The organism is Pectobacterium parvum (genome assembly GCF_020971565.1).
Taxonomy (GTDB): Bacteria; Pseudomonadota; Gammaproteobacteria; order Enterobacterales; family Enterobacteriaceae; genus Pectobacterium; species Pectobacterium polare.
The window spans coordinates 4,002,615-4,023,954 of sequence record NZ_CP087392.1; the positions used below are offsets into that span (position 1 = coordinate 4,002,615).

Here is a 21,340-nt window from a genome sequence, read left to right on the forward strand (position 1 = left end):
AAACATGTCGTAGCGCTTTCCTGTTTCATATTTCTCTGCTCGTCAGCCTTCGCCCCCTTTTCTATGCTGCCGCCATCCGTATGGATTTCTGCACCGAAGCCTTTCATTTATGTGCCACAACAGGGAAATCGACATGATAAAACAGCAAGGATTTACGCTGATTGAGCTGATGATTGTTATTGCGATCGTCGCCATCCTCAGCGCTATTGGCGTACCGGCTTATCAAGGCTATCTGCAAAAAGCTGCGCTAACGGACATGCTTCAAACGATGGTGTCTTATAAAACGCCCGTCGATCTCTGTGGTCTGGAAAATGCCGCTTTTACGGCCTGCAATACCGGTAGTCAGGGAATTCCGGGTAGCAAATCTTCACGCTATGTTAGCGCCGTTAGCGTCACTCAAGGAGTAATTACGCTGACTGGCCAATCCACTCTGCAAGGGCTGCGCGTTATTCTGACGCCAACGTGGGATACCGAAATCGGATCTTCACGCTGGACGAAAAACTGTGCCACGGATAGCAACGCAGAGAGCCTGCAATCCGCCTGTCAGGACGTTTTTCGTTTCGATAATACGGCAGGCTAATCATGACAGACTCCTCCTTCACCTCCGAGCATACGCTCAACGAGTTGCAGACACTGTGCCGACGTTATCAGGCGCTGCTGCTCAGTCTTGATGAACAAACGCTGTCGGTGGCCGTCACGACTTCCCCTTCTGCGGAGATGATTGCCGCGCTGCGTTTCGCCAGCAATCGCCGTATTATGGTGGAACAATGGCCACAGGCCAGAATGGAACAGCAGCTTAACCCAGTGAACGCCGTTGCCGAGCCCACAGAAACCTACCATGCCAGCACTTATCACAATATTCATAACAACAGCACCGAGCAACAAGATCATAACGACGACTCCCCCGTTGCACAATTTATCCACCAAACGCTACGTCTCGCCGTTCAGCGGCGCGCGTCTGATATCCACTTTGAGCCGTTGCTAGATAGCTACCGCGTACGCCTACGCATTGACGGCGTGCTACAGGCCATATCCGCACCGCCGCCTGAACTGACAAACCGTATTACCGCGCGGCTGAAAATCATGGGCAAGCTGAACATCGCTGAGCGGCGATTGCCGCAGGACGGTCAATTCAGTCTAACGCTGGATCAACAAGCCTATTCGTTGCGCATCGCTACGCTGCCCGTACAACAAGGCGAAAAAGTCGTACTGCGTATTTTGCAAACGCATCAGCAGGAGCTGGCACTGGATAAACTTGGGCTCACCGCAAAGGCGTTACAGCAGGTGATTAGCGTGCTGAGCGCCTCACAGGGGATGCTACTAGTCACGGGTCCAACGGGCAGTGGAAAAACTGTCACGCTTTACAGCGCAATACGCTGGCTAAATGAGTGCAGCCGCAATATCTGTAGCGTGGAAGATCCGGTCGAAATTCCCTTGCAGGGGATCAACCAAACGGCAATCAATCCCAAAGCCGAACTGGGCTTCGGCCGAATTTTACGAGCGCTGCTGCGACAGGATCCAGACGTCATTATGATCGGTGAAATCCGTGACGCTGAAACCGCAGAAATTGCGGTAAAAGCCGCACAAACCGGCCATCTGGTCATGTCCACGCTGCATACCAATTCTGCCGTAGAAACGTTAACTCGCCTCAGTCATCTGGGCATCCCCGGTTACCTGTTAGCCGCGGCGCTAAAACTCATCATCGCACAACGCCTTGTTCGTCGGTTATGCCCGCACTGTAAAACCCCAGGAGAACCGCTACTTTCACTACCCAATGACGTATGGCAAGGGCCACTGCAACATTGGCAAGCCCGCGGCTGTAGCCACTGTTTTTCTGGCTACTATGGTCGCGTCGCGCTCTATGAATTGTTGCCTATCACGCCAGATTTTCAGGCAGCGCTAGCAGGCAACGCCAGCACAGGGGAACTATCTGCACTCTCTCGCCATGCCGGTTTTCCAACGTTGCTGGCAGCAGGGCTTGAGTTGGTCAACGACGGCCTGACCTCACTTGCTGAAGTCTACCGTGTGGTGGGCGATGAGCGGTCAATGAATCAGGAGGCGAAATGAGGCTACAGCGCTTATATCACTGGCAGGCCATCACGTCCGAGGGCGAATTTATCGATGGAGAACTCATTAGCACACATCGCCAGCACGCCTATGCCAGCCTGATTGCACAGGGTTACCAGCCGCTTCTTGTAAAAGCCGGCCATTATCTGTCGCTGCGCTACTGGAAACGTGAGCAGCTAGGCGAGTTAATCAAACAGCTTGCTGCCCTGCTACAAGCCGGATTACCACTGCTGGAAGCATTAAAACTGGTGTCGGAACAGCACGATCGCCTCGGCTGGCGCTGCGTATTACGGGATGTGCGTACCCACGTTGCTCAGGGAAGCTCACTGTCTGAAGCACTACAGGAATATCCTCACATCTTTCCCGTTCTGTATCGTTCCCTCATTGCCGTCGGCGAGCTAACCGGCAAGCTGGACGCATGCTGCCTACAGCTCGCCCAGCAGCAAGAAAAACAGTCCAGGCTGCAACAGAAAGTCATCAAAGCCTTACGCTACCCCTGCTTTGTTTTAGCCATCGCCATGCTGGTCAGCATGATGATGTTAACGCTGGTTCTGCCCGAGTTTGCCTCGCTCTATTCCTCGTTTGATACGCCGTTGCCGTGGTTTACCCGTCAGTTGATTTATCTGGCAGAAATCATATCTGACTACGGACTGATTGGATTACTGATGCTGATTTGCCTGATGGTGGGGTACGCCCGCTTGAGGCAGAGACGGCCATTATGGAAAACCCGAGAGCAAGAATGGCTGCTGAAGCTTCCTATCGTATCCAGCCTGTTACGCGGTAAATCGCTGAACCAGATATTCCATATTCTCGCCATGACGCAACATGCTGGCTTGACGCTCCCTGAAGGGCTGGATGCCGCTGCGACGATCCGTCACCCACTTTATCAGGCCGCACTTCAACAGATACAGGCGCAGCTACATCAGGGGACGTCGCTATACCATGCCACACAGCATCACGCCATACTGTTCCCTGCGCCCTGTCCGCAGTTGATCCGCGTGGGGGAAGAAACCGGTGCGTTGGACGCGATCTTTACACAACTGGCAGAATGGCATGAAGGTCGGGTACAACAGCAGGCAGACATGCTGACACAAACGCTGGAACCGTTGCTGATGATGGTCGTCGGGGGAATGGTCGGGGCACTGGTGATTGGCATGTATTTGCCTATCTTCCAGTTGGGGAATGTATTGGCCGGTGCCTGAACCGACCAATACAGCACGACAACGTTTACACGTTAGGCCGCCCCCCCATCACTAACAGCAAGACGGCGCGTAACAGCGGCAACTATCCGTTGAAAATACGGTTTTCCTGTTCGGCCACGCGGATAAACGTTGTACGCTTCGTCAGCTCTTTCAAACGGGATGCACCGACATAGGTACAGGCCGATCGCAGGCCGCCAAGAATATCGCGTACGGTATTGTCTACCGGACCACGCAGAGGCAATTTCACGGTTTTTCCTTCTGCGGCACGGTACTCCGCTACGCCGCCAACATGACGCTCCATCGCAGATGCAGAACTCATGCCGTAGAACAGCATCATTTTCTCACCGTTTTCTTCCACGATGGTGCCTTCGCATTCGTCATGCCCTGCCAACATACCGCCCAGCATGACGAAATCGGCTCCGCCACCAAATGCTTTCGCGACATCGCCCGGCATGGCGCACCCGCCGTCGCTCACGATTTGCCCACCGAGACCATGTGCTGCATCGGCGCATTCGATCACGGCAGAAAGCTGAGGATAACCAACACCCGTTTTAACGCGCGTCGTGCAGACAGAACCAGGGCCAATACCGACTTTCACAATGTCCGCACCGGAGAGAATCAGTTCTTCCACCATTTCGCCAGTCACGACGTTTCCAGCACAGATAACCTTGTCTGGACAGGCCTCACGCGCTTTTTGCAGGAACGTGACGAAGTGCTCGGAATAGCCATTGGCTACATCGATGCAGATGAATTTCAGCTCAGGCGACAACGCTAAGATTTGCTTTAACTTGATGAAATCAGCCTCAGATGTCCCGGTCGAGACCATTACATGGCGTAATACCGATGCTGGTGCGCGCTGCACAAACTGAGACCATTGCTCGACAGAATAGTGTTTATGGACAGCCGTCAGAACATCAAAAGAGGCCAACACCTCCGCCATACTAAACGTACCCACGGTATCCATATTCGCTGCGATGATCGGTACGCCGGACCAGTTGCCGCCAGCATGGAGGAAGGTGAATTGACGTTCCAATTCAACGTCGGAGCGGCTTTTCAGCGTCGAACGCTTTGGCCGGATGAGAACGTCTTTAAAGCCTAACTTTAAATCTTCTTCAATACGCATGAGGTTCGAGTTCCTGGTTAGTGACGGCGGAATGCTCAGTATCGTTACTGAGCGATACCCTAAATAATTCGAGTTGCAGGCAGGCGGCGACCGCACGAGTCCCCAGGAGCTTACTCAAGTAAGTGACTGGGGTGAGTAAGGGAAGTCAACACACATGCAGCTTGAAGTATGACGGGTATAATCATTTCTGAAAAAATAATGCCCTTTACCAGTGACGTTATCATACGCAGGAATAATCCTGCGGCAAGACTGCGATTTTCAGTTTATTTGGGATAAAATCAGAGAAATTTACCTATCACCCAGCAAGTGATAACGTAAAGCACACTGCGGTTGATACCTGATTGACTTCAGGGGGACGGGAAGATATTCCTCACCCTTGAAAATAGTAGAAGTGTTAACTTTTCAACACGGGTGCAATGACATACATCGTAGCCTTAACGGGCGGTATCGGCAGCGGAAAAAGCACCGTAGCCGATGAATTTGCCAAATTAGGGGCCACCATCGTTGATGCGGATATCATCGCGCGTCAGGTAGTCGAGCCTGGGGAACCCGCACTGGATGCCATCAGGCTCCGGTTTGGCGACGCTATGCTCAATGCTGATGGTTCATTGAACCGTGCCGCACTACGCCAGCGGATTTTCTCCTCACCAGAGGAGAAACAGTGGCTGAATAATTTACTCCATCCGTTGATCCACCAAGAAACACAGGCCCGGTTTCAGGCTGCATCCGCACCGTACATTCTGTGGGTCGTCCCTTTACTGGTGGAGAACGCTTTACAACAGCGGGCACAGCGTATTCTGGTCGTTGATGTAGACAAAGAAACACAGCTTGCACGTACGCTGGCCCGCGATGGCATCAGCCAGCAACAAGCAGAAAACATACTGGCAGCACAGGCTACCCGAGAACAGCGCCTGGCTTATGCCGATGATATTATTGATAACAGTCGCTGCCCAAACGAGCTGGCTCCACAGGTTGCGGAATTACACCGCCAGTACCTGGAGCTCGCCGCCTCCGCAGCCGACAGGATGACTAAGAATGAGTGACGCTCCCTCAACGATTTTATTCGAATACCCGCTGAACGAAAAAACGCGCACCTGGTTGCGTATCGAATCGTTATTGCAACAGTTGCATCAAAACCACTCCCTGACTGATATGGGAGGCGCTCTGACATTTTTTCGTGCCATAGCCGAGCTGCTCGATGTATTGGAACGTGGAGATGTACGCACCGAGCTGCTGAAAGAACTGGAGCGGCAACAGCAAAAACTGCTGCAATGGAGTGATGTGCCGGGCGTTGACATGGAACGCATCCATACGCTGCGCCGTCAGCTAAAAGATTTATCCAGTACGCTGATGGCGGCACCGCGGATGGGGCAGTTCTTACGGGAAGATCGCCTGATTGGCATGGTTCGCCAGCGGCTCGGTATTCCCGGCGGATGCTGTAGTTTCGACCTGCCTACCCTGCATAGCTGGCTACATCAGCCTCAGGCGCTGCGCGAGAAATTAGTTTTCGGTTGGCTTAACTCCTTGTCACCGCTCAAACAAGCGCTGGATATGATCCTGGAACTGATCCGCCACTCAGGTACGTTCCGCCCGCAGACCAGCCTGAACGGCTTCTTCCAAGACAATGCCTCCGATGCTGACCTGCTACGTTTACGCCTTAAACAGGAACATCAGCTCTACCCGCAGATATCCGGCCATAAGACACGCTATGCCATCCGTTTCCTGCCATTAGATAGCGAAAACGGCCACATTCCTCCGCGTTTAACATTTGAACTGGCCTGCTGCTAGACTCAGCCCTGACAAACCAGAATGCGTTAAGTAGCAAATATGTGTTAAGTAACAAATAGAGTGAAAAAGAATCTTATGACAACAGAAATTACGACGGTGAAATGCCCAACCTGCAAGCAGGCAGTCATCTGGGATGAAACCAGCATCTATCGCCCATTTTGCAGCAAACGTTGTCAGCTCATCGATTTGGGTGAATGGGCTGATGAAGAAAAGCGCATTCCAAGTGATGATATGGTTTCTGATAGTGAAGACTGGAGCGAAACGCAGTAATAACCACGTTTCGCGATAGCGGTTTTCAGGCAGGTAACGTTAGATTAAAGCGATTTCAGCCAGTGGATCATCTCTGCATTTGCTGGCGGAAATTCTTCCTCACGTAATTCTTCTACGCTCACCCAACGAGATTCCTGACCTTCCCGACCATAGGGTTCCCCCTGCCACGTTTCAACCAGAAAGAAATGAAGCGTGATGATTCTCTCTGGCGTAGAAAACGTTTTGTCGTTTAGCGGCTGTGGTGCGCTGGCTTCGATACCCGTTTCTTCACGCAGTTCACGAATCAGTGCCTGCTCTGGCGTTTCACCTTCTTCAACTTTACCGCCAGGAAATTCCCACATCCCTGCCATATGAACGCCATCAGGGCGGCGAGCAATGAAATATTGCTGATCCGCATTGCGGATGATGCCTACCGCGACGGATAACTGTTTTTGCGTCATGACACTTCCTATCAGGTTCTTATCAAGTAAAAGGCGGTCAATGACCGCCCTTATACTTATCACATTTTAATCACTGGATTCAGCGGTCAATTATTTCTGTAAACGACCGTGGCACTGCTTATATTTCTTGCCTGAACCACATGGGCAAGGATCGTTACGTCCAATCTTACGGTCTGCCTGAGCTGGTGAGCCCGTATTCAGGCTATCTTCTTCCTGATGGCTAAACTGCTGCTGCTGCGCCAAACGCTCAGCTTCTTCACGGCGTTGCAGCTCCAGCGCTTCAATTTCTTCTGGCATTCTCACCTGAACTTTGCTCAGCGTACTGATCACTTCATATTTCAGTGATTCCAGCATCGCGGCAAACATAGAGAACGACTCACGCTTATATTCTTGCTTCGGATCTTTCTGTGCATAGCCACGCAGATGGATACCCTGACGCAGGTAATCCATTGCCGCCAGATGCTCTTTCCACAAGGAATCCAGCGTCTGCAACATCACGCCTTTCTCGAAGTTGCGCATGACCTCAGTGCCGACCACTTCTTCTTTGCGATGATAAACCTCAAGCGCCTGCTGGAAAATACGCTCACGCAGCGTTTCTTCGTGCAGCTCAGGCTCTTTATCCAGCCACGCTTTGATCGGCATATCCAGATCGAAGTCGTTCTTCAGGCGCTGTTCCAGACCTTCCGTATCCCACATTTCTTCCAGAGATTCTGGTGGAATATAGCTGTCGATAGTCGCTTTAAACACATCCTCACGAATACTGGTGATGGTTTCACTGATATCGGATACATCCAGCAGTTCGTTACGCTGTGTGTAGATCGCACGACGCTGGTCGTTCGCCACATCATCGTATTCCAGCAGCTGTTTACGAATATCAAAGTTACGGCTTTCCACTTTGCGCTGTGCGTTAGCAATCGCCTTGGTGACCCACGGGTGCTCAATCGCTTCGCCCGGTTTCATACCCAGTTTACGCATCATGTTAGAAACGCGGTCGGAGGCAAAAATACGCATCAGCGCATCTTCCATCGACAGATAGAAGCGTGATGAACCCGCATCCCCCTGACGGCCGGAACGACCACGCAGCTGGTTATCGATACGGCGAGACTCATGGCGCTCTGTACCGATAATGTGCAAACCACCCGCAGCCAACACTGCATCATGACGCACTTTCCAGGCCGCTTTGATTTCTGCAATTTGCGCATCATCCGGGTTTTCCAGATGTGCGACTTCTGCCTGCCAGCTACCGCCCAATACGATGTCCGTACCACGACCGGCCATGTTGGTCGCGATGGTGACTGCACCTGACTGACCCGCCTGCGCAACGATGTCCGCTTCCATGGCGTGGAATTTCGCATTCAACACATTGTGTTTGATGCCCGCTTTTTCCAGCGCCTGAGAAACCACTTCGGATTTCTCAATGGAGATTGTACCGACCAGAATAGGCTGACCTTTTACGGAGCGGTCTTTGATATCTTCAATGATGGCATCGATTTTTTCCTGCTCGGTCATGTAGACCAGGTCAGGCAAGTCTTTACGAACCATCGGACGGTTGGTCGGCACCACAATCGTATCCAGCTTATAGATAGAGCTGAATTCGAATGCTTCGGTATCTGCCGTACCGGTCATCCCCGCCAGTTTTTCATACAGGCGGAAGTAATTCTGGAAGGTAATGGAAGCCAGCGTCTGGTTTTCATTCTGAATGGCCACCTTCTCTTTCGCTTCCACAGCCTGATGCAGACCATCGGACCAGCGACGCCCCTGCATGGTACGGCCAGTATGTTCGTCGACGATGATCACTTCACCGTCTTTCACAATGTAATCGACATCGCGGGTAAACAATACGTGCGCGCGCAGCGCGGCGGTCACATGGTGCATCAGCATGATGTTGGTCGGAGAGTACAGCGACTCACCCTCTTCCATAATGCCTTCTTTCACCAGCAATTCTTCTACCAGAACCAGACCACGTTCGGTGAGGTTAACCTGACGCGCTTTCTCATCAACAGAGAAATGGCCTTCGCCGAGGAAGGTATCCGAATCGTCTTTCTCCTGACGGATCAGGTGGGGGATGATTTTATTGACGCTGATATAAAGCTCAGAGCTGTCTTCAGCTGGGCCGGAAATGATCAGCGGCGTACGCGCTTCATCGATCAGGATGGAGTCAACCTCATCCACCAGCGCGTAGTACAACTTACGCTGTACGCGTTCTTCTGGACTGAACGCCATGTTGTCACGCAGGTAGTCAAAACCGTATTCGTTATTGGTACCGTAGGTGATGTCTGCCGCATAGGCTTCACGCTTCGCCGGAGCAGGCATTCCCGGCAGGTTGATACCAACGCTCAGGCCAAGGAATTCAAACAACGGACGGTTATTTTCGGCGTCACGCTGTGCCAGATAATCGTTCACAGTAACCACGTGTACGCCACGACCAGTCAGCGCATTCAGGTATGCAGGCAGCGTTGCCGTCAGCGTTTTACCTTCACCGGTACGCATCTCCGCGATGCAGCGCTCGTTCAGTACCATACCGCCGATAAGCTGCACGTCGAAGTGACGCATGCCAAATACACGCTTACTGGATTCACGGACTACTGCGAAGGCTTCCGGCAGCAGGTTCTCTAGCGACTCACCTTTTTCCAGACGGGCACGGAACTCTTGCGTTTTCGCTTGCAGTTCTTCATCTGAAAGTTTCTCCATTTCTGGTTCGAAACGACCGATGACATCAACATTTTTACGCATACGACGCAGCGTACGATCGTTACGGCTACCAAAAATTTTGGTTAGGATATTCATGACCATAATAGTTTTAATCTCACAAGTGCCACGTATCCAGTGGCAACACAACATCGAAAAACTGAGAAACTCAGCAAAAAACGAGAGTAATTTCTTCAGCTAATTATCCACTACACTTTCAGCTGAAAAGATGAGGCCCTGCACGGATGCCGCGGGTTTGGGCAAGCCAGATGCCGATTTGATGGTGTGCCTGAGGATAAAAAGTGACGCGCCCAGCATGGGGGGAGATCACTAAGGGATAGTGAGAATTCTGCGTCAACAACGCATTTAGCGTATCCAGCAAAACCAGAGAATGGGGTTGAAGATCGTCAACCCGCTGGGCACTGGCCGTCTGTGGCGTCGTCAACGCAAAAGAAAGATGACGGATTACCGTGCGAATCGCATGTTGATGCCAATAATCAACGCTGTAGGACGAGCGTCGATGCGCTTCTTTCAGCGCGACCAGATCGGTAAGGTTCAGCGATACGTTATTCTGGCGACTCACGCTGGAGCTTGAATTCGGGAGTGAGGCGATATCCTGTGAGTCGTTCAGGCTTGTCGGCAGGCCAAGACTCGCCGCGACCATCCCTAATAAGAGATGCGGCCAGAAATAACGTCTGCCAAATTGTCGCCAACGATTTAGAATACCAATCACGAGTAACATCCACCGGAGCCAGGTCTATGCGTGATAGCCGCCCACAATCACTGGAATTTCTGTTTGATAACGCATCCATGTCGGGTAAAGGCCCGCTACAAGATGTGCAACAGCGCGCTATCGCCTTATTAAAACTCAACCGTGCCGTACGCGGGTTATTGCCTGCACCGTTGCACCCATGGTGCCGCGTCGCTAATTACCGGCAAGGTTTACTGATACTGGAAACCGCCAACGCCAGTTGGCTGATGCGGTTACGTTACGAACAACCTGCATTGCTCTCTGCATTACGCGCACAAATACTACCATCATTGGCTTCAATCGACATCAGGATTAATCCAACGCTTGCCGCAAAAGGGCATGAAATCGTGAAAAATAGTGACATTTCAGCGACGGAAAATACCCATGACAAACCGTTGCGTCAGTTGAGTGAACAAAGTGCGGAGACATTGAGGACGTTAGCAGGCAATAGCCCGGAAAAACTCAGAAAGATATTAGAACGACTGGCTTCGCTGGCCGGAGAGAGTACCAGTAAAACCAGTCGTAATAAGAAGTGATTACTTCAAGTTCAAGCGTTACGCCAGCACGATAGACGGTGCTTTAAATGCCAACGGCATTTCAGCTTCGTCTTCAAAGGTCACGTATTCCCACGCTTCCTGATTTGCCAGCACAGCCTGCAACAGTTTGTTGTTCAGTGCGTGTCCAGATTTAAACGCAGAAAACGCACCGATGATGTTGTGGCCACACATAAACAGGTCGCCGATGGCATCCAGCATTTTATGGCGGACAAACTCATCTTCAAAACGCAGACCGTCTTCGTTCAGTACGCGGTAATCGTCAACGACGATGGCACAATCCATACTGCCGCCCAGGCACAACCCACGAGACTGCAAGTATTCGATATCGCGCATGAAGCCGAATGTACGCGCACGGCTGATCTGGCGAACAAACGCATCAGCGGAGAAATCCAAACGATAGCGCTGGTTGCCCGCATCAATCGCTGGGTGATTGAAGTCGATAGTGAAGTCCAAGCTGAAGCCGTTAAACGGTTTCATCTCGGCCCACTTGTCGCCATCTTCAACGCGAACGGACTGTTTGATACGTACGAATTTTTTGGCACAATTCAGCTCTTCGATACCAGCATCTAACAGCAGGTAAACGAACGGGCTGGCGCTGCCATCCATAATTGGAATTTCCGGCGCGTCAACATCAATGACAATATTGTCAATGCCCAACCCTGCAAGCGCAGCGTTAAGATGCTCCACCGTAGAAATACGGACGTCATGCTCATTAACCAAGCAAGTACAGAGCATGGTATCACGCACGGATTTTGCATCAGCCGGAAAATCAACCGGGGGATTCAAGTCTGTGCGGCGATAGATGACCCCGGTATTTGCCGGTGCAGGACGCATGGTCAACGTGACCTTCTTGCCGGTATGTAACCCGACACCAGTCGCCTGAACAATACGTTTTAATGTACGTTGTTTGATCATCATTTTATCTCGCATGTTACTGAACCTACCGACCTAGTATACACCAAGCTCGGTGGCACAGTTTAGCACAAAGAGCGGAGATTCCAACGTTATCTGGCAGCAAGTTAGTCTGCCTGCTTACGCAGAAACGCTGGGATATCCAGATAGTCTGGCTCTTTATTCGTCTGCGAATTCTGGTCGTTAACCACTTTGGCCACCGGTTTTTCCTGCGCCAGTGGCGTCATACCGTGTTGCTGATAACGATGATCCATCACAGGCTGGCTGGCCTGCTTGTTAGTCACCAGAGTAATCTCAGGACGCTTGTCCATGCCGATACCCGTCGCAACAACCGTGACACGCAGTTCATCATTCATTTCTGGGTCAAGCGACGTACCGATTACGACTGTCGCATTATCGGACGCGAATGCACGGATGGTGTTACCTACCGTCTCGAACTCATCCAGACGCAGGTCAAAGCCCGCTGTGATGTTGACCAACACGCCACGTGCGCCGGACAGATCGATGTCTTCCAACAGTGGGCTGGAGATCGCCATTTCAGCGGCTTCTTCTGCACGGTCTTCACCACGAGCAACACCGGAACCCATCATGGCATAACCCATTTCGGACATCACGGTACGCACGTCTGCAAAGTCGACGTTCATCAGACCTGGACGTGTGATCAGCTCGGCAATACCCTGCACCGCGCCTTTCAATACATCGTTTGCCGCGCCAAATGCATCCAGCAGGGAGATACCGCGACCCAGCACTTTCAGCAGTTTGTCGTTTGGAATGGTGATCAGCGAGTCGACGTGCTTAGACAGCTCGGCGATACCCTGCTCTGCAAACGCCATACGCTTTTTGCCTTCAAAGTTGAAAGGCTTGGTCACCACAGCGACGGTCAGAATGCCCAGATCTTTTGCAACTTCAGCCACAACTGGCGCAGCACCTGTACCTGTACCACCGCCCATACCCGCGGCGATAAACACCATGTCCGCACCTTCCAGTGCTGAACGCAATGCTTCACGATCTTCTTCAGCCGAATTACGGCCGACTTCTGGGTTAGCGCCTGCACCCAGACCTTTAGTGATGCCACTGCCAATCTGAATCGTCTGGCCAACAGCCGTTTTGCGTAATGCCTGCGCATCCGTGTTGACCGCGAAGAATTCGACGCCTTCGATGCGCTCACGCACCATGTGTTCGACGGCATTACCACCGCCGCCACCGACGCCGATGACTTTAATCACCGCGTCGTTGGTTAATTCCATTGGTTCAAACATAATTTCTCTCCGTTTGTGCCTGTAACTGCGAGATCATAAAACTGTGCCAGGTGATCTCTTTGATAACATTAAAATTCTTTCCTCAACCAGCTATTGATTCTCTTAAACCAGTTGCTCACTGAGGTACGTTTTTCGACTTCATGCTCACCACCCAGATGAGATTCTTTTCCGTAATGCAGCAACCCAACCGCCGTTGAGTAATAAGGCTCTTGGGCATAATCCGTCAGCCCTGTTATATTCATCGGTTGTCCAATACGCACCTGTGTATGGAACACACGCTGCGCGCAGGCCGCCAGGCCGTCTATTTGCGCGGCACCGCCTGTCAGCACGATCCCTGCCGCCAGATGGTGTTTCACGCCTTGTTGACGCAACTGCTCCTGCAACTGTAAAAGTTCATCGTTCACCAAGTTCAACAGCTCGGTGTAACGTGGTTCAATCACTTCCGCCAATGTCTGTCTTTGCAGACTGCGGGGTGGACGTCCTCCAACGCTCGGGACTTCCACATTCTCATCTTTGCCAACAATCGCGCCTAATGCACAACCGTGGCGTACCTTGATCGCTTCGGCATCCGTCGGCGGCGTACCAAATGCGTAAGCAATATCGCTGGTAACCACATTGCCCGCATACGGAATCACTTTAGTGTGTCGCAATGCGCCGCCGGTATAGACCGCAATGTCCATTGTACCGCCGCCGATATCCACTACGCACACGCCCAGCTCACGTTCGTCTTCAGTCAGAACCGCATAACTGGAAGCCAGTCCCGCAAAAATCAGCTGGTCGACTTTTAAGCCGCAGCGTTCAACGGCTTTAACAATGTTCTTCGCCATATCGTTATGGCAGGTTATCAGGTGGACTTTCGCCTGCATGCGCACGCCAGATAAGCCAACCGGATTTTTAATCCCTTCCTGATAATCGATCGCGTACTCCTGTGGAATCACATGGAGAACACGATGTTCATCACGCACGCGCACGGATTTAGCGGTATGCACCACGCTTTCCACGTCGTCCTGCGTAACCTCTTCTTCTGAAATAGGCACCATCCCTATTTCATTCTGGCAGCTGATGTGTTTTCCCGAGAGCGCCAGATACACGGAAGAGATCTGGCAGTCTGCCATCAACTCAGCCTGATCAATAGCACGCTGAACACATTTAACGACCGATTCCAGATCGTTTACGCCGCCTTTATCCATACCGCGTGACGGGCAACTGCCTACGCCAATAATGTTGACCATGCCGTCGGGCAGAACTTCCCCTACCAGCGCAGCCACTTTTGCTGTACCGATTTCCAGCCCAACTACCAGTTTTCTGTCCGTCGACTTGATCATTGTTGTTTAGCCTGTGCCTGTTTCTGGTTACTGTTCTGTTGCTGATCAATGTCTTATTGCTGACCAACTCGTTACCGATCACCGTGTTGAGGTTGATCACTGTGTTGTTGATCAAGCAAGGCTGGAGCCCAGCCTATCGCAGCCCCGCTGTCGTACCGCAAGTCCACATGGCTGATACGTTTGTTTTCGCTCTGAGCCTGCCGCTGCAACAGCGGATACAGCTCGATAAAGCGTTGCAGACGTTTAGCCCTATCGTCCCGCCCTAATTCAAGGCGAGTATCATCGTCTAATCCTAGTTGCCACGAATGCCGCGCACTCATCGCCACCATTTTTAACGTAAACTTCCCAGCGGCCAGCGTCTGATTTATTGTGCGATAGCCTTCCAGCACTTCTGCTTCACTACCTTCCGGGCCATACAGCAGCGGCATCTTGCGATTGCCAATACGTTCGGCGGGTACACTGAACGAATTTCCTTCTGCATCAACCATTAGCTGATCATTCCAACGCGCTACCGGAACATATTCAACCAGATGAATCTTTAATTCGTCCGGCCACTGCTTGCGCACGCTGGCCTGTTTTATCCACGACAGACGCTCGATCTGCTGCTGGATCACGTTCACATCCTGTGTCATGAACGTTCCCGGCGACCCCAACGACAAAATGGCCTGACGGATATCGTCGTTGGTGGTGTACTGCCTTTCCCCTGTCACTGCCATGCGGGAGAGCGGTAAGCGGCTGGCATCTTTCATCCACCCCACGACTATCCAACTTCCCCAGACGATCGTCCCTATCACCATCAGCAGGAAAATCATCCCTGCCAATTGGCCTCCATTACTGCGACGTGTTCCTTTCGTTTCAGGCTCTCGTCCGCGTGTATTCAGCGCTGCCTGCGACATATCAGCCAGCGAGCCCTAAAATTTTCACGACCAGTTGTGAGAAAGTCAGTCCACATTGGCGCGCCGCCATAGGAACCAGACTGTGGCTCGTCATCCCCGGAGACGTATTCACCTCAAGCAGATAGAAAGCACCGTCGCTATCCAGCATAAAATCGACGCGTCCCCATCCGCTGCAATCCACCGCACGGTACGCTGCCATTGCCAGTCCAGCTAACGCCTGCTCTTGCTCGTCCGACAAACCACTCGGACAGAAATACTGCGTATCATCCGACAAATACTTCGCTTCATAATCGTAAAACGTACCCGCAGGCTGAATACGAATTGAAGGCAATACTTCATCACCCAGGATAGCAACCGTATACTCTGGGCCAGTTAGCCATTTCTCGACCAGAACATCATCGTCGTGACGAAATGCTTCTTCCAGTGCCGCAGGCAGTTCGCTAAGCGTATTCACTTTGCTCATGCCGACGCTGGAACCTTCACGGCTTGGCTTGACGATCAACGGCAGCCCGAGATGGGTGAACTTCGCCAGCAACGCATTTGCCGCCGTTTCTGAGTATTGGCGACGATCCAACGCCACGTATGGCGATACCGGTAATCCCACCGTTTGCCACACCTGTTTGGTGCGGAGTTTATCCATCGTCAGTGCGGATGCCATGACGCCACTACCGGTATAAGGCAGTCCCAGGAATTCCAGAACGCCCTGCAATGTGCCGTCTTCACCACCACGTCCATGCAACGCGATGAAAACGTTGGTAAAGCCTTCTTCCTTCAACTTTGTCACGGGGAAGTCGCGAGTATCAACTGCATGCGCATTGATGCCTGCTTCTTTCAGGCCAGCCAAAACCGCCTGACCGGAAAGTAACGACACTTCACGTTCGGCAGAGGTTCCACCAAGCAATACAGCAACTTTCTCAGTCATGATGTTCCTCATTCACTCATCTGCGGCTGTAATCTGGAATCAGCCAGTTTACGCGCTAATTTACCGATGTTGCCTGCGCCCTGAACCAAAATCAGGTCTTCACCTCGCAGCGCCTGTGACAACAGTTCCGGTAAAGTATCCACATCCGTCACCAGAATCGGATCAATCTTACCTCTTCCGCGAATCGTACGGCACAGCGAACGGCTGTCCGCGCCTGGAATCGGCGACTCTCCGGCGGAATACACTTCCAGCATCAGCAGTACGTCAACCTGTGATAACACGTGCGCGAAATCGTCATACAAATCGCGGGTTCGCGTATAGCGATGCGGCTGAAAAATCATGACCAACCGCTTATCCGGCCACCCAGCACAGGCGGCTTTAATCGTGGCATCGACTTCCGTCGGATGGTGACCATAATCATCCACCAACATCGCCGTACCGCTTTGACCATTCACCAGTTCAAGCGGGTACTCACCGAGAAAATCAAAGCGACGGCTGGTGCCTTGAAAACGCTCAAGGGCGCGTAGAATCGCCTCGTCATCAATACCTTCATCCGTTGCTACGGCAACCGCCGCCGCCGCGTTGAGCGCATTGTGACGCCCCGGTGCATTCAGCGTGACGTTTAACAGCGGCTTGTCTTTCCGCTCCAGCGTAAAGTGCCCTTGTGCGCCAGTCTGGCGATACCCAGCAACACGTACATCGGCATCGTCGCTAAAGCCATACGTGGTGATATGACGACCCACGCGTGGCAGCAGCTCACGGATTACCGCATCATCAATACACATCACTGCTTGCCCGTAAAACGGCAGGTTGTGCAGGAAATTGATGAACGTCTGCTTCAGGTTCTCAAAATCGCCCTGATAGGTGTCCATATGGTCGGCTTCAATGTTGGTCACAATCGCCACCATCGGCTGCAAGTGCAGGAAAGACGCATCGCTTTCATCTGCTTCTGCAATCAGGTAGCGGCTTGAGCCCAAACGCGCATGCGTTCCTGCCGCCTTCACTAATCCACCGTTCACAAACGTCGGATCCAGTCCCGCTTCCGCGTAAATACTGGTGACCATCGCCGTTGTCGTTGTCTTACCGTGCGTACCTGCGATCGCAATACCGTGACGAAAACGCATCAGTTCTGCCAACATCTCGGCACGGCGGATCACTGGAATGCGTGCATCATGCGCGGCAACAATCTCGGGGTTATCCGCCGTAATCGCGCTCGATACCACCACCACACTGGCGTTCAGAACGTTCTCCGCACGGTGGTGGAAATAAATCTGCGCGCCAAGTTCGGTCAACTGCTGCGTCACCGCATTCGGAGCCAGATCGGAACCGCTAATCTCATAACCTTCGTTAGCCAACACTTCGGCGATACCACCCATGCCAGCACCGCCGATGCCGACAAAGTGTATGTGCCGGACGCGATGCATCTCGGGCACGATTGAACGTAGTTTCGCCAGTTGTTGAGTATTCACTTTATTCTATCGCTACCTTGTAGCGTCGTCGCACAGCCTTATGTTCGACAACGTTGTATTAATTAACCATGAGCCACATGTGTGGCCCGACTGCCTGCCGCTGCACTGACTTCCGCCGCAACCCGCTCGGTTGCATCTGGAATGGCCACTGCGCGGGCTTTTTGCGCCATTGTCAGCAAGGTTGCGCGATCCCAACTGGACAGCACCTCGCTAACAGCCGCCACGCTGAACTGTGGCTGCTCAATAATTTTTGCCGCGCCTGCCTTTTCCAACGGCAGCGCATTCCAGTATTGCTGCCGATCTTTATGTTGGAACGGGACAAACAGCGCCGGTAACCCAGCCGCCGCAATTTCACTCACGGTCAATGCGCCGGAACGGCACACCACAACATCCGCCCAAGCGTAAGCTGCCGCCATGTCATCAATAAATTCGGTAATCTTGTGCTGCGTCTGCCCAACATCCTGATAGGCCTGTTGAACGGTTGATAACGCGCCTTTACCGACCTGATGCCAAATCGTCACGCGATCGCCCAACTGTGCCGCCACGCCGGGCAGCGTTTGGTTCAGCACTCTTGCACCTTGACTACCACCAACAACCAGCACCCTCACAGGGCCTGAGCGATCGGCTAATCGTGTTTCCGGCGCAGGCAATGCCAACACATCGGTTCTGACCGGGTTCCCCACAACATCTGCTTTAGGAAATGCGCCCGGAAATGCCTGCAATACCTTTTTGGCGATATGGGATAACCAGCGGTTGGTCAGCCCTGCAATGCCATTTTGCTCATGCAGTACGACCGGAATGCCACACAGCCAGGCAGCCAAGCCACCAGGGCCGGAAACATAACCGCCCAGACCCAACACCACATCAGGCTGGTAGCGACGCATAATCGCGCGGGCCTGACGCACGGCCTGAAAAATACGAATCGGCGCGCTTAACTGCGCCCAAATGCCTTTACCACGCAAGCCAGAGATGCGGATAAAATCAATTTCGATACCATGCTTAGGCACCAAATCGGCTTCCATACGATCCGCTGTACCTAACCAGCGAACCTGCCAGCCCTGCGCCATCAGGTGGTGCGCAACCGCCAGCCCTGGGAAGACATGCCCGCCCGTACCGCCAGCCATCACCATCAAACGCTTGCCTTCGCCACTCATCGGGCACCTCTCGTAAACGCCTGCGCTTTCGTCAGACGCGTTTCAAAATCAATGCGTAACAGCAAAACAATTGCCGTCGACATAATGATCAAACTGGAACCGCCGTAACTGATCAGCGGCAACGTCAGCCCTTTCGTCGGTAGCATCCCCGCCGCCGCGCCTACATTCACCAGCGTCTGAAAGCTGAACCAGACACCGATAGAACACGCCAGAAAGCCCGAAAAACGCTGATCGATCTCCAACGCTCGCTTCCCGATAGACATCGCACGAAAAGCGACGAAGAATATCATTAACAACGCTAAAACCACACCGATATAGCCGAGTTCTTCACCTAAAATAGAGAAAATGAAATCGGTATGTGCTTCCGGCAAATATTCCAGTTTCTGTACTGAATTCCCCAGCCCTTGCCCCCAGAATTCACCGCGTCCAAATGCCATCAAGGACTGCGTTAACTGGTAGCCGCTGCCAAACGGATCGTCCCATGGATTCCAAAAAGACGTCACACGGCGCATACGGTAAGGCTCAGCGACAATCAGCAGGCCAACGGCAAACACGCCACAGCCGATGATCGCCAGAAACTGCCACATCTTGGCGCCAGCCAGAAACAACATCGCCAGCGTCGTAATAAACAGTACAACCACGGTACCGAGGTCAGGCTGTGCCAGCAGCAGCACCGCCAACACCACCATCACGCCCATTGGTTTGCAAAAGCCCCAGAAGTTATTCCGCACTTCTTCAACTTTGCGCACCATGTAGCTGGACAGGTAGCAAAACAGCGCCAGCTTGGATAATTCCGCAGGCTGAATACGCAATGGCCCCAGCGAAATCCAGCGTGATGCACCGTTGACCGAGCTTCCGACTGCGAGCACCACCAGCAGCATGACCATGGAGAGCAGTAGCAGCACAGGGCTGTAACGTTGCCATATCTCCATCGGGACACGCAGCGTGATTAACGACAAGCCAAATGCTAACCCCAGATAAATCGCATCACGCTTCGCGAACAAGAACGGATCGCTAGCAAGACGCTGCCCAACAGGCATGGAAGCCGACGTCACCATCACAAAACCAATCACGGCCAGCCCAAGCGTCAACCACACCAATGTTCTGTCGTACAGAACAATGCTGAGCGTATCGCTTTCGCGCGTTCCCATCACCCAGCTCTTGATGCGCTCGATAAACGCCAGCCCGAAGAACCGCATCAGCCTAACTCCTCCGCCAGACGAGCGAATTCATCGCCTCGCTGTTCAAAACTGCGGAACTGATCCAGGCTTGCGCAGGCTGGTGACAGCAACACCATATCGCCCGGCTTTACGCGTTCGGCGATGATACGCATCGCCTGCTCCATCGTTTCTGTCTGCTCGGCAATGTCTGGACGCAATGCAGCCAGCTGTTGCCCATCCTGACCGAAGCAGTACACATGAATGTGGTCGCCCTGCAAATACGGTACCAGCGGCGAGAAATCGGCAGATTTACCGTCACCGCCTAACAGCAGGTGCAGCGTGCCTTCTACCGCCAAACCGCTCAATGCAGCCTCGGTGCTGCCCACATTGGTGGCTTTAGAATCATTGACCCACCGTACGCCCTTGCGCTCAAAAGCCATTTGAAAGCGATGAGGCAGCCCGGTAAATGACGTCAACGCCGTCAGCGCAGACGCACGTGGAATCTTCACTGCATCAGCCAGCGCCAGCGCTGCCAATGCGTTCGTATAGTTGTGCTGCCCGACCAGCTTGATTTCACGGGTATTGAGCACACGTTCGCCGTCCACCCGCAGCCAGGTTTCTCCCTGCTGGCGGTTAAGATGGTAATCACCAACATCGACGCCAAAACTGCGACAGCGCGCATCCGCACCGCGAACCGGCATGGTCAGCGCATCGTCAGCATTCACAACACACAAATCTGCGTGTTCATAAATACGCAATTTCGCCGCGCGATACTGCTGTAGACCAAACGGATAACGGTTGGTGTGATCTTCCGTCACGTTCAGAATGGTTGCCGCAGCGGCGTGCAGGCTACTCGTCGTTTCCAATTGAAAACTCGACAGCTCCAGCACATAAAGCTGAGCAGGCTGTTCAAGCAGTTGCAGTGCAGGTAGGCCGATGTTGCCACCCACACCCACCTGCCAGCCTGCGGCACGCGCCATTTCACCGACTAGCGTCGTCACCGTGCTTTTACCGTTAGAACCGGTAATTGCCACAATCGGGGCTTGCGCTTCACGACAGAACAGTTCGATATCGCCAACGATCTCAATGCCAGCGTCGGCAGCGTCACACAGAATCGGCGTTGCCAACGCAACACCAGGACTGGCGACGATCAAATCCGCGCTCATCAGCCAGTCTTCATTCAAGCTACCGAGGTGTCGTTCTACCTGCTCCGGCAGCTTATCCAGACCTGGCGGACTGATGCGGGTATCCACCACGCGCGGTACGACATCGCATGCGAGAAAGAAATCAACACAAGAGAGCCCGGTCAGACCCAACCCGATAATGACGACTTTTTTACCCTGATAGTCCACCATGT

Annotated in this window: 20 protein-coding genes; 7 read left to right on the forward strand and 13 right to left on the reverse strand. The window is 52.7% G+C overall.

Annotated features, from left to right (window positions below):
* Window positions 1–133: 133 nt before the first annotated feature.
* The 3 genes from ppdD to hofC are packed head-to-tail and all read left to right on the forward strand — an operon-like array spanning window position 134 to window position 3,269.
* The gene (gene ppdD, locus LOZ86_RS18030; RefSeq protein ID WP_039483540.1) at window positions 134–580 is read left to right on the forward strand and encodes a prepilin peptidase-dependent pilin; all 447 of its coding nucleotides are present in this window, start codon (window positions 134–136) and stop codon (window positions 578–580) included.
* Window positions 581–582: 2 nt separating this feature from the next.
* The gene (gspE, locus tag LOZ86_RS18035; RefSeq protein ID WP_039483538.1) at window positions 583–2,067 is read left to right on the forward strand and encodes a type II secretion system protein GspE; all 1,485 of its coding nucleotides are present in this window, start codon (window positions 583–585) and stop codon (window positions 2,065–2,067) included.
* Window positions 2,064–3,269 carry a protein transport protein HofC gene (hofC, locus tag LOZ86_RS18040; protein WP_039483536.1) on the forward strand — a complete coding sequence of 402 codons (1,206 nt, stop codon included), beginning with the start codon at window positions 2,064–2,066 and terminating at the stop codon, window positions 3,267–3,269. The genes gspE and hofC overlap by 4 nt, the downstream gene beginning before the upstream one ends.
* Window positions 3,270–3,351: 82 nt before the next feature.
* On the opposite strand, the gene LOZ86_RS18045 is transcribed toward hofC, so the two are convergent.
* Window positions 3,352–4,392, reverse strand: coding sequence for a GMP reductase (locus tag LOZ86_RS18045; RefSeq protein WP_039483533.1), 1,041 nt, complete (start codon window positions 4,390–4,392; stop codon window positions 3,352–3,354).
* A 416-nt stretch (window positions 4,393–4,808) separates the two neighbouring features.
* Between LOZ86_RS18045 and coaE the strand changes: the two genes are divergently transcribed.
* The 3 genes from coaE to yacG all read left to right on the forward strand — a co-directional run bounded on the left by coaE (window position 4,809) and on the right by yacG (window position 6,450).
* Window positions 4,809–5,435, forward strand: a complete 627-nt coding sequence (gene coaE / locus LOZ86_RS18050; RefSeq protein WP_039483531.1) for a dephospho-CoA kinase — start codon at window positions 4,809–4,811, stop codon at window positions 5,433–5,435.
* A complete protein-coding gene (gene zapD / locus LOZ86_RS18055; RefSeq protein ID WP_039483529.1) occupies window positions 5,428–6,180 on the forward strand; it encodes a cell division protein ZapD in 753 nt (250 codons plus the stop codon). Before coaE ends, zapD begins: the two co-directional genes overlap by 8 nt.
* Before the next feature lie 75 nt (window positions 6,181–6,255).
* Window positions 6,256–6,450 carry a DNA gyrase inhibitor YacG gene (gene yacG, locus LOZ86_RS18060; RefSeq protein WP_039483526.1) on the forward strand — a complete coding sequence of 65 codons (195 nt, stop codon included), beginning with the start codon at window positions 6,256–6,258 and terminating at the stop codon, window positions 6,448–6,450.
* 44 nt (window positions 6,451–6,494) lie between these two features.
* Here yacG and mutT read toward each other — a convergent pair whose 3' ends face one another.
* The 3 genes from mutT to secM all read right to left on the reverse strand — a co-directional run bounded on the left by mutT (window position 6,495) and on the right by secM (window position 10,311).
* On the reverse strand, window positions 6,495–6,890 hold the full coding sequence (gene mutT, locus LOZ86_RS18065; RefSeq protein ID WP_039483523.1) for an 8-oxo-dGTP diphosphatase MutT: 396 nt from the start codon (window positions 6,888–6,890) through the stop codon (window positions 6,495–6,497).
* A 90-nt stretch (window positions 6,891–6,980) separates the two neighbouring features.
* Window positions 6,981–9,683, reverse strand: coding sequence for a preprotein translocase subunit SecA (gene secA, locus LOZ86_RS18070; protein ID WP_039483521.1), 2,703 nt, complete (start codon window positions 9,681–9,683; stop codon window positions 6,981–6,983).
* Between the two features lie 112 nt (window positions 9,684–9,795).
* Window positions 9,796–10,311, reverse strand: coding sequence for a secA translation cis-regulator SecM (gene secM, locus LOZ86_RS18075; RefSeq protein ID WP_181892606.1), 516 nt, complete (start codon window positions 10,309–10,311; stop codon window positions 9,796–9,798).
* A gap of 26 nt (window positions 10,312–10,337) precedes the next feature.
* Here secM and LOZ86_RS18080 point away from each other — a divergent pair, with 26 nt between their 5' ends.
* A complete protein-coding gene (locus LOZ86_RS18080; RefSeq protein ID WP_039483515.1) occupies window positions 10,338–10,865 on the forward strand; it encodes a DUF721 domain-containing protein in 528 nt (175 codons plus the stop codon).
* A gap of 18 nt (window positions 10,866–10,883) precedes the next feature.
* Here the strand turns inward: LOZ86_RS18080 and lpxC are convergent, their stop codons facing one another.
* The 9 genes from lpxC to murD form a co-directional block, all read right to left on the reverse strand.
* Window positions 10,884–11,801: a UDP-3-O-acyl-N-acetylglucosamine deacetylase gene (lpxC, locus tag LOZ86_RS18085; protein WP_039295256.1), complete on the reverse strand. Its 918-nt coding sequence runs from the start codon at window positions 11,799–11,801 to the stop codon at window positions 10,884–10,886.
* 104 nt (window positions 11,802–11,905) lie between these two features.
* On the reverse strand, window positions 11,906–13,057 hold the full coding sequence (ftsZ, locus tag LOZ86_RS18090; RefSeq protein WP_039483513.1) for a cell division protein FtsZ: 1,152 nt from the start codon (window positions 13,055–13,057) through the stop codon (window positions 11,906–11,908).
* Between the two features lie 68 nt (window positions 13,058–13,125).
* The gene (ftsA, locus tag LOZ86_RS18095; protein ID WP_039483509.1) at window positions 13,126–14,382 is read right to left on the reverse strand and encodes a cell division protein FtsA; all 1,257 of its coding nucleotides are present in this window, start codon (window positions 14,380–14,382) and stop codon (window positions 13,126–13,128) included.
* Window positions 14,383–14,453: 71 nt separating this feature from the next.
* A complete protein-coding gene (gene ftsQ, locus LOZ86_RS18100; RefSeq protein WP_039483507.1) occupies window positions 14,454–15,278 on the reverse strand; it encodes a cell division protein FtsQ in 825 nt (274 codons plus the stop codon).
* 1 nt (window position 15,279) lies between these two features.
* On the reverse strand, window positions 15,280–16,200 hold the full coding sequence (locus LOZ86_RS18105) for a D-alanine--D-alanine ligase (protein ID WP_039483504.1): 921 nt from the start codon (window positions 16,198–16,200) through the stop codon (window positions 15,280–15,282).
* A gap of 8 nt (window positions 16,201–16,208) precedes the next feature.
* Complete coding sequence (murC, locus tag LOZ86_RS18110) at window positions 16,209–17,669, reverse strand: UDP-N-acetylmuramate--L-alanine ligase (RefSeq protein WP_039483501.1); 1,461 nt, start codon at window positions 17,667–17,669, stop codon at window positions 16,209–16,211.
* A 62-nt stretch (window positions 17,670–17,731) separates the two neighbouring features.
* Complete coding sequence (murG, locus tag LOZ86_RS18115; RefSeq protein ID WP_230242563.1) at window positions 17,732–18,823, reverse strand: undecaprenyldiphospho-muramoylpentapeptide beta-N-acetylglucosaminyltransferase; 1,092 nt, start codon at window positions 18,821–18,823, stop codon at window positions 17,732–17,734.
* A complete protein-coding gene (gene ftsW, locus LOZ86_RS18120) occupies window positions 18,820–20,022 on the reverse strand; it encodes a cell division protein FtsW (protein ID WP_039483495.1) in 1,203 nt (400 codons plus the stop codon). Before ftsW ends, murG begins: the two co-directional genes overlap by 4 nt.
* Entirely contained in the window at window positions 20,022–21,338 is a 1,317-nt protein-coding gene (gene murD, locus LOZ86_RS18125) for a UDP-N-acetylmuramoyl-L-alanine--D-glutamate ligase (RefSeq protein WP_039483493.1), read from the reverse strand. The genes ftsW and murD overlap by 1 nt, the downstream gene beginning before the upstream one ends.
* Between the last annotated feature and the right edge of the window lie 2 nt (window positions 21,339–21,340).

Bases quoted from the DNA above. Each gene is read 5' to 3' on its own strand.
- mutT (WP_039483523.1), bottom strand. From the start codon at position 6,890: ATGACGCAAAAACAGTTATCCGTCGCGGTAGGCATCATCCGCAATGCG.
- gspE (WP_039483538.1), top strand. From the start codon at position 583: ATGACAGACTCCTCCTTCACCTCCGAGCATACGCTCAACGAGTTGCAG.
- ftsQ (WP_039483507.1), bottom strand. From the start codon at position 15,278: ATGTCGCAGGCAGCGCTGAATACACGCGGACGAGAGCCTGAAACGAAA.
- yacG (WP_039483526.1), top strand. From the start codon at position 6,256: ATGACAACAGAAATTACGACGGTGAAATGCCCAACCTGCAAGCAGGCA.
- zapD (WP_039483529.1), top strand. From the start codon at position 5,428: ATGAGTGACGCTCCCTCAACGATTTTATTCGAATACCCGCTGAACGAA.
- LOZ86_RS18045 (WP_039483533.1), bottom strand. From the start codon at position 4,392: ATGCGTATTGAAGAAGATTTAAAGTTAGGCTTTAAAGACGTTCTCATC.
- LOZ86_RS18105 (WP_039483504.1), bottom strand. From the start codon at position 16,200: ATGACTGAGAAAGTTGCTGTATTGCTTGGTGGAACCTCTGCCGAACGT.
- ftsA (WP_039483509.1), bottom strand. From the start codon at position 14,382: ATGATCAAGTCGACGGACAGAAAACTGGTAGTTGGGCTGGAAATCGGT.
- LOZ86_RS18080 (WP_039483515.1), top strand. From the start codon at position 10,338: ATGCGTGATAGCCGCCCACAATCACTGGAATTTCTGTTTGATAACGCA.
- ftsW (WP_039483495.1), bottom strand. From the start codon at position 20,022: ATGCGGTTCTTCGGGCTGGCGTTTATCGAGCGCATCAAGAGCTGGGTG.
- ppdD (WP_039483540.1), top strand. From the start codon at position 134: ATGATAAAACAGCAAGGATTTACGCTGATTGAGCTGATGATTGTTATT.
- secA (WP_039483521.1), bottom strand. From the start codon at position 9,683: ATGGTCATGAATATCCTAACCAAAATTTTTGGTAGCCGTAACGATCGT.
- coaE (WP_039483531.1), top strand. From the start codon at position 4,809: ATGACATACATCGTAGCCTTAACGGGCGGTATCGGCAGCGGAAAAAGC.
- ftsZ (WP_039483513.1), bottom strand. From the start codon at position 13,057: ATGTTTGAACCAATGGAATTAACCAACGACGCGGTGATTAAAGTCATC.
- lpxC (WP_039295256.1), bottom strand. From the start codon at position 11,801: ATGATCAAACAACGTACATTAAAACGTATTGTTCAGGCGACTGGTGTC.
- murG (WP_230242563.1), bottom strand. From the start codon at position 18,823: ATGAGTGGCGAAGGCAAGCGTTTGATGGTGATGGCTGGCGGTACGGGC.
- murD (WP_039483493.1), bottom strand. From the start codon at position 21,338: ATGGTGGACTATCAGGGTAAAAAAGTCGTCATTATCGGGTTGGGTCTG.
- hofC (WP_039483536.1), top strand. From the start codon at position 2,064: ATGAGGCTACAGCGCTTATATCACTGGCAGGCCATCACGTCCGAGGGC.